This window comes from Cytophaga sp., assembly GCF_051961495.1.
Taxonomy (GTDB): Bacteria; Bacteroidota; Bacteroidia; order Cytophagales; family Cytophagaceae; genus Cytophaga.
Genome location: NZ_JBQCDF010000241.1, coordinates 1 through 12,403 on the forward strand (window position 1 = coordinate 1; position 12,403 = coordinate 12,403).

Below are 12,403 nucleotides of genomic sequence, written 5' to 3' on the forward strand. Positions count from 1 at the left end.
TATGACAAGGTGCAGGAAGATTTCAAAAAAAGAAATTACAGCGGCTCTTTGGATGTAGCTACCACTAAAACAGCAACCATTATACTGGAAATTCCGGAAGGCTACAAAGCTTCCTTACTTGAAAGCGCTAACAAATCTTTCTCTGACAATTTTGTTTCGATGCAGTCTTCTTTAAAAGTAGAAGGCAATACCGTTGTGCTTACCGTAACACGCGACATTAAAAAGACAGACTTTACGGCTACAGAATTTGCTTCTATGGTGAAGTATTATGATATAATGTATGAAATGACTCAGGTGAAAATTGTATTAAAGAAATAATCTTCATAAAACGCCCTGTTTCATACCATGCCTTTCAAAAGAACGTTAATGGTTATATGAAAAAAATAGTTTTAATATTTGGTCTTGTAATGCTGGTAGGAGCATCTATTTATGGCCTGGCAAGAAACAGCGTAAAGGCAACAAAGAATCTGGCTGGCTATAAAAACCAGCCAGATTCTGCTTTTATGGAAGGCGATATTATTTTTCAGACCTCACAATCACAGCAATGCAAAGCTGTTAAGCTTGCCACTCATTCAGAATACAGCCATGTAGGCATGATTACATGGGTAAATGGCAAGCCCGTTGTATTGGAAGCCGTTGAACCAGTACGTATAACACCCGTGCAGGAATGGATCGCTCATGGAACCGGCAGCCATTATACCTTGATGCGTCTGAAGAACAGAAAGACAGAAATTCTTGATTCTGAAATTGAAGTTTCAAAAACCGTTGCGAAAAAATTCCTGGGCGTACATTATGATCTGTACTTTAACTGGAGCGATGATCAGCTGTATTGTTCAGAGCTGGTATGGAAGATGTATAAACGTTGCTATGGTGTTGAGCTGTGTGCATTACGGAAGATGAAAGATTTTGACTTGAGCTCTCCCGAAGTAAAAGCCATCATGAAACAGCGTTATGGAAATAATCCTCCACTGGAAGAAAACGTGGTAGCTCCTTCAGACCTGTCAAACTCCGCTTTGTTGTATGTGGTAGAAAAAAAATAATTTCCTGATGGGTGTATTAAAAAGAAAACTGCTCCCGTTCAGGAGCAGTTTTTTCGTTTTAAAATTTTTCGAGGTTGCTGAAAAAGAAATCACCTTCAATTTTAGCATTCTCATCAGAGTCGGATCCATGCACTGCATTACGTTCCAATGATTTTGCAAACAATTTCCGCACGGTTCCTTCATCGGCATTTGCAGGATTGGTTGAGCCAATAAATTTTCTAAAGTCTTCCACTGCATTTTCCTTCTCCAGGATCAGCGCTATAATCGGACTTTCAGACATAATAGACTTCAAACTGTCGTAAAATGGTTTGCCTGTATGTACGCTGTAAAATTCGCCGGCTTTTTCTGACGTAAGGTGTACGAGTTTAATGGATACAATTCTAAAACCTGCCGCCTCAATCATTTTTAATATGCTTCCGCTATGTCCATCCCGAACAGCATCCGGTTTAATCATTGAAAATGTTCTGTTACCCGCCATAATTGCACTTTAGTTTTATTGATGAACAAAAATAAATAAATACTTGATATTCTATACCCTTAATTCATAAAATGCTGAACAAACCGGTTGTTTTTTCTAGTATTTCTTTTGACCTTTGCCAATCCCATCAAATTAATTGAGATAACCGTAGATGCAGCAACAGCTGAACCAATTAAAGCCCCTCTTAGAAACCCCTAAGAAAATTGTTATAACGACACATCACAAGCCAGATGCAGATGCGCTTGGCTCGTCGTTGGCTTTAGCCCGATTTTTAAAAAAACTGAATCATCAAGTGCAGGTAATTGTACCTTCAGATTATCCGTCTTTCCTGGATTGGATGTCGGGTAATGATGCCGTGTGGATTTACAATGAGGGGAATGAAGAACGTTCAGCATTATACATTGAAGCAGCAGATCTTATTTTCTGTTTGGACTTTAATGCATTGGGAAGAATCAATGAGCTTGGAAATCTTGTTGGTCAGTCGAAAGCAATCAAAGTACTTGTAGACCATCACCTGGAACCACAGGATTTTGCGGATATCTCTATTTCAGATACAAAAGCTGCGGCTACGGGGGTATTGATCTATGAACTGATCATTGGCCTGGACGGCAGAAACCTGATGGATACATACATTGCAGAATGTATCTATGCAGGAATCATGACAGACACCGGTTCTTTTCGTCATTCAAATACAGATAAGAAAGTTCACTTAATCATTTCAGACCTTTACTCCTGGAACCTTGATTCTTCCCGGGTACATCGCCTGATCTTTGACACCAATTCAGAAGAACGCCTGCGCTTGCTGGGCTTTTGTTTGTCAGAAAAATTAGTTGTACTGGCCGATTGTTATACAGCCTTCATGTATCTGAGCGCAGAAGAACTGAAACGCTTTGATGCGAAGACAGGAGATACGGAAGGCCTGGTGAATTACGCACTTTCAATAGACAAAGTAGTTTTTGCTGCCATGATCATTGAGCGTGAAGATGGTGTGAAAATCTCTTTCCGCTCGAAAGGAGATTTTAATGTAAATGAATTCGCACGCACACATTTTGAAGGCGGGGGACATAAAAACGCTTCCGGCGGAAGATCGCTGAAATCGCTGTCTGAAACAGTACGCAACTTCCGCGAAATTGTGGCTAGTTATAAAGAAGAATTACTCGAAAACCTACGTAAAGAAAAATTTCTATGTTAAAGAAAAGTTTATCCCTGCTGGCGGGAGCATTAATGCTGGCATCTGTTACATCTTGCAATAAATATAAAAAGACCGAAAGCGGTTTGGAATATAAAATTGTAAAGGACTCTACCGGCGAAGATTATCCGGAATTAGGCGGCTTTATTGCATTTTGGTTTGAAGTCAGAAACGACAAGGATTCAATCATCGATTCGCAATTCGGAGACGTGCGCCCCGCGGCCGCGCCAATTATGGAAATTAAACATAAACCAAGCATTGAAGAAGGCTTGATGTTATTGACTGAAGGCGATAGCGCTGAATTTTTACTGAATGCAGACTCGTTGTATATCAATTCTTACGGTGCACAAAGACCAAGCTTCCTGAAAGAAGGAAGTACGGTTAAAATGATCATTAAAGTAGTAAAAGTATATTCCAAACATTTTGTTGATTCAGCAAGAGCTGTTCAGGCTCAGCAAATGGCAGAGTTTGAAGCTATGCAGGCTGAAGTTTACAAGAAAGACAGCATAATCATCCAGGAATACCTGAAAAAGCACAAATTAAAAGGTGAATCGACAATAGGCGGCGCTTATGTTGTTAAACTAAAGAAAAACACTTCAACAGATTTATTTATTTCTTCTGGTGAAGCCGTTGAAACCAAGTATCTGGGCAAGCTATTAACGGATGGTACAGAGTTTGACAAATCAGGAGACGAATACTTTAAGTTTACCGTTGGTGTGCAGCAAGTAATTCCGGGTTGGGATCAGGCATTCCAGAAATTAAAACATGGCGAAAAGGCTCTGATCCTGGTTCCTTCGCGCTTAGCTTACGGAGACCGTGGTGCAGGAGGAAAAATTCCACCAAATACACCTTTATTATTTGAAGTAGAGGTGAAATAACCCAATGAAGCAAAAAATTATTTTTCTGATTTTCTTTTGTGCCTGTATAACTGTACAGGCGCAAAAGAAAAATCATTCAGTTCAAAAGGCAGAAGATAAGCCGGCAACAATCAGTTATTCTACAACAACCAGCGGATTACAATACAGAATTATAAAAGACTCCGTCGGAGGAAATTTTCCGGAAGTGGGAGGTTTTATTAGTTTTTGGTTTGAAATCAGAACCCAAAATGATTCAATTATAACAACGCTGTTTGGTGATCCGCATCCGGCAGCTGTACCTGTTACAAAGGTCAGGCATGAGGCGGATATAGAAGAAGGTTTGATGTTATTGACAGCAGGCGATAGCGCAGAATTTTTATTAGATGCAGACTCTCTTTATATAAATTCGTTTGGCACACAAAAACCGGATTTTCTTAACGGAACAAGTCATGTTAAGATGATCATCAAAATGGACAACGTGTACACCAGGCACTTTGTTGATTCTTTAAAGTCAGATCAGCAGGCGAGAGTAAATGAAAAACTTTCTAAAGAAGTTGAAATATTTAAACGGGATAGTTTATTAATTCAGCGTTATCTGATCAAACATCAACTTAAAGGAGAAGCTACCAGTGGCGGGGCATATGTCGTTAAGCTAAAGAATAATGATGCTGCCAAGGCCCGTTTTATTAATATAGGGGAAAGCATTGAAACAACATATGTCGGCACTTTGCTAATTAACGGCACAGAGTTTGACAGATCCCCGGAAGGAAAATATTTTAAATTTACGGTCGGCGTTGGTGAAGTGATCCGTGGCTGGGATGAGGCTTTTCGGAAGTTAAAACATGGTGAAAAAGCACTGATCTTAATTCCATCCCGCCTGGCATACGGCGACAGTAGTGCAGGAACAATTCCTCCAGATTCACCATTAATATTCGAAGTAGAAGTAAAATAAAATAACACATATGAAACAAAGAATTATTTTTCTTATGCTCTTTTCTATCTGCGCGATAACCGTGCAGGCACAGAAGAAAAGCTCAAAAGCAACAAAGGGAGCAAAACAACCAGCGACTACGTATTCAAAAACAGCGAGCGGACTCGAATACAGAATTGTAAAAGATTCTGCAGGAACAAACTATCCCGAAACGGGCGGCTTCTTTTCGTTCTGGTTTCAGCTGAAGACAGAGAAAGATTCAATTCTTGAAAATCAATTCAAGGAAGCACGTCCTGTAGGTATCCCTACACCGGCTGTTACACATAAGCCAAGTATGGAAGAAGGTTTCTTACTGCTTACAGAAGGCGATAGTGCAATCTTCTTATTAAATGCAGATACCTTATACTTAAAAACATTCCAGCAGCCGCTTCCGGCTCATGTTGCCTCCGGCAGTAAAATGAAAGTGATTGTTAAAATGGACAAGGTCTATTCCAAACATTTTGTAGATTCGGTTACGGCAGCATATGCTGCTCAGCAAGCCGCGCAGGAAGCAGCGAGTGCCCAAAATGACGCAGAAATATTTTCACGGGACAGCGCAATGATTCAACAGTACCTGGCAACACACAAGCTGAAAGGTGAAGCAACACCTGGCGGTGCCTATGTCGTAAAATTGAAATCAAACACAACCGAAAGCCGGTTTGTTCAGTCTGGCGAATCGATTGATGCCTCATACATAGGAACGCTCCTTGATGGTGGAATGGAATTTGACCGTTCTCCCGCCGGACAATATTTCACTTTTGTTGTGGGTCAGCAGCAGGTGATCCGTGGCTGGGATGAAGGTTTTTTAAAATTAAAACACGGCGAAAAAGCACTAATATTGATCCCTTCACGTTTAGGCTATGGTTCAAGGGGAGCAGGAGGGGTCATTCCTCCGGATGCTCCGTTACTGTTTGAAGTAGAAGTGAAATAATCTGAAATGAAACATTCAATAACAGCACTTGCTTTTCTGATGATGTGCGGCAGCACAGTGTTTGCCCAGGAGGCAACGGTAAAGAAAAAAGAAAAGACACCGTCTAAAGCATCTTTATTCAAGGAAAAAGATGTTTCGTATACCCCTTCCGGCCTGGCATACAAATATCGCATCAACGAAGCAGGTAAAAATGCTGCCATTGGGGAAGTAATAAAATTACACTTCACGTTGTATACCAATAAAGATTCGATATTGCGTAGCAGCGTAAATGAAAACAGAATGATTATTACCACCGTGCAAAAACCATCGTACGCAGGATCTTTTGAAGAAGGGCTGGGAATGATGTCAAAAGGCGACAGTTGTGCGTTCTGGGTTTCTGCAGATACACTTTTTAAAAAAGGAATCAAAGAGCCATTGCCTTCATATATTGAAAAGGGAAGTTTTGTACGCTTTGAAGTAAAGATGCATGATGTAATGACAATGGCTGATTATTTTAAACAACAGGAAGAAATGGCAAAAAAGAATAAAGCAGATGAAGATGCAGCGTTGGCATCGTATATAAAAACCAACAATATCGTAGCAACGCTGGATACAGCAACAGGCGTGTATTACCAGGTAACCAAGGCAGGTACAGGGCCGAAACCAAAAAAAGGAAATAAAGTATCGGTTCATTATACCGGGCAATTGCTGAATGGAGAAATCTTCGATAGTTCCGTTGGCGACAGCCCGTTTGATTTTATCATTGGCCAGGGCCAGGTTATTGAAGGCTGGGATGAAGGGATTCCATTGATGCGCAAAGGCGAGAAAGGTGTTTTATACATTCCTTCTTATCGGGGCTATGGAGAGCAGCGTGCCGGCAGCATTCCTCCGAATTCAATACTAATCTTCGAAGTTGAGCTGATAGATATAAAATAGTACAGAGTACAGAGTATTAAGTACAAATGGGGTTTGCTGATTAGCGAACCCCATTTCCGTTTAAGAAAACATGGAATCTGAAGAAATTTATCAATAGTAAAAAAGCACTAAGTACTCTGTACTATATACTTAGTACTCCATACTTTTTCATTACCTTTGGTTTTTCACTCCGGCTAAAAAATTAATATGAATTCAACGATTGAACAATCCGACACCAACGTGCCGTTTGATATGGCATGCCAGTTTGTGGCACATACCGGCAAATCCATATTTGTTACCGGCAAAGCGGGAACGGGCAAAACTACTTTTTTGAAACAGCTGCGTGAGCATACGCCTAAAAAACTGGCCGTGGCAGCACCTACAGGTGTTGCCGCCATTCATGCAGGCGGCGTTACACTGCACTCACTTTTTCAATTACCTTTCAAACCATTTTTACCAACTGTTGCTGCGCCTGCCTTTCAGCAGGAACAAAATTTTTGCGACCAGAGAACACTTTTTTCATCTACTCATTTAAGTACAGCAAAAATAGATGTGATCAAAGAGCTGGAAGTATTGATTATTGATGAAGTATCCATGGTGCGGGCCGACCTGCTGGATGCGATTGACACAATTCTGCGGCATTACAGAGGAAATGAAAATCCATTCGGCGGTTTACAAATGGTTTTTATAGGCGACCTGTATCAATTACCGCCGGTTGTCCGCAACGAAGAATGGAATGTCATGCAAATGTATTACGACAGTCCGTTCTTTTTTGAAGCGCTGGCACTGAAAGAGCTTAACCCATTGGTTATAGAATTGCAGAAAACCTACCGCCAGAAGGATGGATTGTTTCTGGATATTCTGAACCGCATACGTATTAATGCTGCGCACCCTTCAGATTTGGAACATTTGAATACCTATTACGATCCCATGTTCCGGCCGGCTGTCAACGAAGCCTATATTACTTTAACGACGCATAATGATAAAGCCGAAACCATCAATCGTTTCCAGCTCAATAAATTAAAAACAGAAGAAAAAAAATACAAGGCCCTCATCTCGGGAGAATTCAGTGAACGCAGTTATCCGGTTGAATTGCAGCTGCACCTGAAAGTAGGAGCGCAGGTGATGTTTATTAAAAATGATAAAGGTGAAAACCGGAAGTTTTACAACGGCATGCTTGCAGTCGTATCCGAACTGGAAGAGGAGTATATTCTGGTGAAACCGGTTTCCGGTGCAGATGAAATGAAAGTTGAACGCGAAACCTGGAAAAATATCCGCTATCAGGCAAACAAAGAAAAGGACTCCATTGAAGAAGAAGAACTTGGGTCATTTGTGCAGTTTCCTTTAAGGCTGGCCTGGGCAATTACCATTCACAAAAGCCAGGGTTTGACCTTCGACCGCGCCATTATTGACGCCGGTGATTCGTTCGCAGCCGGTCAGGTATATGTGGCTTTAAGCAGGTTGACGACAACCAAAGAATTGGTCCTGTATTCTAAAATTACAGCCGGAAGCATCCGGGTAGATGAGCGTATCTTAAAATACCTTGAAATGGCTCACCCTGCCGGAGCATTGCAATCCCTGCTGAAAGTTCAGCAGCAAAAGTATCTGGCTAATTCTGTAAAAAAAGCATTTCAGTTTGATGATCTTGTGCAGGAAAGCTACGAACAGTACCTATTTGCCGGAGAACGCCAGATAACAGACCAGCAGAAAGCTGTAGAATGTCTTAAAGCTGTTCATGATACATTGTCGGATCTGCATAAAGTAGGTTTAAAGTTCAGAAATGAACTGGACAGAATTTTACCTACGGTTGAAAAGGAAGGCTACTCATATTTACATCAGCGGGTTACAAATGCCGCGGCATATTTTGGCAAGAGAATTTCAGAAGAATGTGTGGAGCGTTTATCTGAACATATTTCGGAAATGCGGCCGAAGAAAAAAACCAAAAAATACATCAAGGATACTGAGTTATTATTGCAATTTATTAAGCGTCAGCAATCTAAGATAGAGCAAGCGAGACAATATGCGGAAGGTTTGCTGGCAGGTACTGATATAAAAGAGCTGCTTGAAAAAGGCAAAAAGGAAATTGTAACAGAACAACCTAAGGAAGAAGAGAAGCCTGAAAAGCAGAAAAAGGGCGAAAGTCACCGCATTAGCCTGGAAATGTTTCAAACAGGTAAAACGATTCAGCAAATTGCAGAGGAACGCAATTATGCAATATCAACGATTGAAAGCCATTTGTGTTCATTTTTAAAGACGGGGGAAGTTCAGATCGGACAACTGGTGGAGCCGGGAATTGAACAAAAAATAACCGCTGTACTGGATCAGATAGGTACTTTATCTGCCAAAACAGTTAAAGAACAACTGGACGAATCAATAAGTTATGGGCAAATCCGGGCTGTAATGGAATATTACAGGTTGATAAACGAAAAAACTGAAAAATAGTTGTACTGGATTTTATATAAGAGGCAGGGAGAAAACATGCCTGGATCGGTTAAATTCAATTGTATGTAATTTACTAATTAACAATGTATTATTTTAAAAAACAGGAGATGGTCGACCCTTTTTAAAAAAAGATATCCGCACTTGTTACCTTTTATAAGTGAACTGTATATAAGGAAAGACAAACTAATTCTATCAGAAATACAATTTATTCATAAAAAAAGTAAAAATCAGTTCAACTTTTTTTATGCACATATCGTTATCTGCAAAAATTAGTGTAAATTCGTGGTTAAATACCATTGAATTGACTTTAAAAAAGCGCTAAATATTAAATTGATTTACTTATGTTAAAATCAAAACTTACCAAATGGGCAATTGTGTTTGCGGGTATTTTTTTCGCAACAGGCGCCTTCGCTCAGAGAGATCTGGTTATTTCGGGTGGTAACACGGTATCCAGTTTCGTTTGTGAGAACAAGACAGCCTTTGTCTGGGGAAGTAATTCTGCAGGTCAGTTAGGTCTTCACGATGCGGGTGGTGCCCTTATCACTACAGATCCTATTACTACTCCTACTGCTATCACTAAATTCAATGGTGTAGCTTCTGCTCCGGATGTAAAACAAATCAACTCCGGTTCGGGGTCACACTTTGTTGTCCTGGCATGTACAGGTGATGTTTGGGCCTGGGGGGTGAACGGTAGCGGGCAGATCGGAAATAACACTTCCGGTGGCGTTGTCACAATTCCTACAAGAGTTATTGCGAGCACTTCAGTCGCAGCAGCAAACAGAGGTGCTGGTAACGTTTTGATTAATGCGGCAGTTGTTTATTCAGGAACTGTGAACTCATTTGCTATTTTGAATGACGGCAAGATGGTTTCCTGGGGAGCGAATTCAGGTGCTCAGGCTGGACAGCTTGGTAATGGAACAACGACGGATGCATCAATTGCAAATTATGTTTTAACGGGTCCGGGCACTCCGTTGACAGGTGTAACTCAGATATTCGCGGGTGATAACGTGGCATACGCACTGGTTGATCCGGATGGTGATGGTGTTGGTACTGTATATTCATGGGGTAATGGTCTGAACGGTACATTGGGTAGAGATGCCGCTGGTACAAGTAACCCGGCTTCTGGCGCTACAGTACAGGACAGCTATGCAAGACCTGTATATTACGCGACTGGTGGGCAGATGAACAATATTACCCAGCTACAGGCGGGTGACGTATTTGGTATCGCGCTGGATGTGAATGGCTATGTATGGTCTTGGGGTAATGGTGGTTGGAATAACTCTACCGGTAATACAACAATCAATTACACAGGTTCAGATCCAAGAAAAGTAATCGCAGGAACAACAACCGGGGCAAGTAATGACGGAACGTATTTATTAGCAAAAGCAATTGGTGGCGGACAAGGTTACGGTATGGCCGTAACAGTTGACGGTAAGCCGGTAGCCTGGGGCGGTACAGGTATGTGTACCAATGGTGGTATGACAGGTACCGGTGCAACAAACGCTACAGCCGGAATTCCTCCAAGTTATATTCAATATGCTCCGGGACAAGTTCACAACAACGTTACATTAATTAACAGAGGTGATACCTGGGGTTTTTATGGTACAGCGAACAATGATTTGTATGCCTGGGGTTGTAACAACTTTGGCCAGTTAGGTATCGGAAGTACAGTAGATCAGGCTTATGCCACTAAAATTACACCTCCTACAGGTTGTTCGTTAAGAGATCCTGTGCCAACGGCGAGTTTGTCTTATGCGAACTCAAATGTTTGTCCGACATTCTCTATGGTATTAAACTCAGGCTTTGTACCGAATACAGGCCTTGGTGCCAGCTATCAGGTTACGTGGTATAAAGGAAGTGTGGCCCCGGCAAATATTGTTCAGCAGGGATTGGCAAGTATAGCTTCGAACCTTACGTATACGGCTACAGCTGTTGACAAATACATTGTTGTAGTTTCCTATGTAGGAACAAACGCTGGCTGCAGCGTTTATCCGGATGCACAGGATGATATGACATTCACACAGATTATGCCTCCTTATACAGCGAACACTGGTACTTATTGTTCAGGCAATGCCACATTCTCTGTTACCGGAACGGGATCTTACAACTGGTATAACGTCCAGACTGCCGGCACAAAATTAAATACAACAACAACCAGCTCATTTACAACAGCAATTTCAAATGCTGAAGTTGTAGATGCTACGCATATACGTTTATGGGTGGATGATATATCATCTTATTCGGGAGCTGCGGTGCCAACGGCCCCATGCGCGCCACCGACACACGAAAATCCGAACAGAACGTATCAGAAATTCACCATCTCAACGGCAGGTACGTTGGAAAGCATTCAGGTTCAATTATACAACAACAATAATGCTACCGGAAGTGTAAACCTTAGCGCTACTATTTATGCCGATGCAGCAGGTGCGCCCGGGGCGGCAGTATTCACCAGTTTGAACACTTCAATACCTGTTCCTGTCAATAATACCTATGGTATTGCTAAAGCTATAGCGATTAATTATGCAATTGCACCGGGAACATATTGGTTACAAGTTAACAGCCCGAGTTCAGAAGTTGCAGTGTATAGCTGTTACACTTATCCGGCTGTTGAAAATTCGGGTAAAGCAGCATTAACAATTACAAACGGAAGACACGACAGCGGACTTAATACTAACAGCGGTACTGCCTTCAACTGGAGAATCTCAAACAATTACTATCCTTGCGGTAGAGTACCAGTTGTATTATCTAAGGTATGTCCGCCATGTTCTAAACCAACAGCGGTAACAATCACAGTACCGGCAGCTACGCCAACAACAATTTGCGAAGGTACAGCACAGACATTAACAGGTTCATCAACAGTACCGGCAGCACCACAAAACACAAACTTTACCTATTCCTGGATTAAAACAGTAGGTACAGGTTCAGGAGTGCTGGTAGCACCAACTGCACTGACAAACCCTGGTTCTTATCCAGGTACAATTGCGATCCCAAGCTATGCCGGCATTACCGGTCTGATTGCAGATGCAGGTACTTATGTACTTCGTGTGGAAGACGGTAACACAGGCAACTCATCCTGTTACACGGAAGCAACCGTGGTTATCAATGTGAGCCCGACGCCAACAATCACAGGTACATTAAATGTTTGTGAGGGCCTAACAACCACCTTAACCGGTTCCGGCACACCCCATGCAACTACACCATGGACTTCTGCAACAACTTCCGTAGCAACGGTGAGCAACACCGGTGTGGTAACAGGCGTTCTTGCAGGAACCAGCGTTATTACTTATAAAACAAGTGCCGGCTGTACACAAACAGCAACGGTAACGGTAAATGCCAATCCAACGATCACGGGTACACTAAGTGTTTGCGCAGGCTCAACCACCACCTTAACCGGTTCAGGTACTCCGGATGCAACAACCCCATGGTCATCAGCAACAACTTCCGTAGCTACAGTAAGCAACACCGGTGTAGTAACAGGCGTTTCCGCAGGAACCAGCGTTATTACCTACAAGACAAGTTCAGGCTGTATCAAAACAGCAACGGTAACAGTAAATGCTGTTCCGACAATCACCGGTACATTAAATGTATGCGTGGGTTTAACA

The 12,403-nt window shown here is 41.9% G+C and carries 9 protein-coding genes and 1 pseudogene; 9 read left to right on the forward strand and 1 reads right to left on the reverse strand.

Annotation, left to right across the window (positions count from 1 at the left end; all coding sequences use genetic code 11):
- Positions 1-318: hypothetical protein (locus ACTHJT_RS13215; protein ID WP_440238920.1), on the forward strand; the 318-nt coding region annotated here is incomplete at its 5' end.
- 56 nt (positions 319-374) lie between these two features.
- Positions 375-1,040, forward strand: a complete 666-nt coding sequence (locus tag ACTHJT_RS13220; RefSeq protein WP_440238921.1) for a YiiX family permuted papain-like enzyme — start codon at positions 375-377, stop codon at positions 1,038-1,040.
- Positions 1,041-1,098: 58 nt separating this feature from the next.
- Here the strand turns inward: ACTHJT_RS13220 and ACTHJT_RS13225 are convergent, their stop codons facing one another.
- A complete protein-coding gene (locus ACTHJT_RS13225) occupies positions 1,099-1,518 on the reverse strand; it encodes a nucleoside-diphosphate kinase (protein WP_440238923.1) in 420 nt (139 codons plus the stop codon).
- A gap of 151 nt (positions 1,519-1,669) precedes the next feature.
- Here ACTHJT_RS13225 and ACTHJT_RS13230 point away from each other — a divergent pair, with 151 nt between their 5' ends.
- From ACTHJT_RS13230 to ACTHJT_RS13260, 7 genes and pseudogenes are all read left to right on the forward strand, one after another.
- The gene (locus tag ACTHJT_RS13230) at positions 1,670-2,710 is read left to right on the forward strand and encodes a DHH family phosphoesterase (protein ID WP_440238926.1); all 1,041 of its coding nucleotides are present in this window, start codon (positions 1,670-1,672) and stop codon (positions 2,708-2,710) included.
- On the forward strand, positions 2,704-3,585 hold the full coding sequence (locus ACTHJT_RS13235) for an FKBP-type peptidyl-prolyl cis-trans isomerase (RefSeq protein ID WP_440238928.1): 882 nt from the start codon (positions 2,704-2,706) through the stop codon (positions 3,583-3,585). The genes ACTHJT_RS13230 and ACTHJT_RS13235 overlap by 7 nt, the downstream gene beginning before the upstream one ends.
- Before the next feature lie 4 nt (positions 3,586-3,589).
- Positions 3,590-4,516 (forward strand): FKBP-type peptidyl-prolyl cis-trans isomerase, encoded by a 927-nt coding sequence (locus tag ACTHJT_RS13240; RefSeq protein WP_440238930.1) that lies wholly within the window; start codon positions 3,590-3,592, stop codon positions 4,514-4,516.
- Positions 4,517-4,526: 10 nt separating this feature from the next.
- Complete coding sequence (locus ACTHJT_RS13245) at positions 4,527-5,465, forward strand: FKBP-type peptidyl-prolyl cis-trans isomerase (RefSeq protein ID WP_440238933.1); 939 nt, start codon at positions 4,527-4,529, stop codon at positions 5,463-5,465.
- Positions 5,466-5,471: 6 nt separating this feature from the next.
- Positions 5,472-6,380 (forward strand): FKBP-type peptidyl-prolyl cis-trans isomerase, encoded by a 909-nt coding sequence (locus ACTHJT_RS13250; protein ID WP_440238935.1) that lies wholly within the window; start codon positions 5,472-5,474, stop codon positions 6,378-6,380.
- A gap of 186 nt (positions 6,381-6,566) precedes the next feature.
- The gene (locus ACTHJT_RS13255) at positions 6,567-8,801 is read left to right on the forward strand and encodes a helix-turn-helix domain-containing protein (protein WP_440238937.1); all 2,235 of its coding nucleotides are present in this window, start codon (positions 6,567-6,569) and stop codon (positions 8,799-8,801) included.
- 341 nt (positions 8,802-9,142) lie between these two features.
- Positions 9,143-12,403: pseudogene (locus tag ACTHJT_RS13260) on the forward strand (gliding motility-associated C-terminal domain-containing protein); the annotation flags it as partial.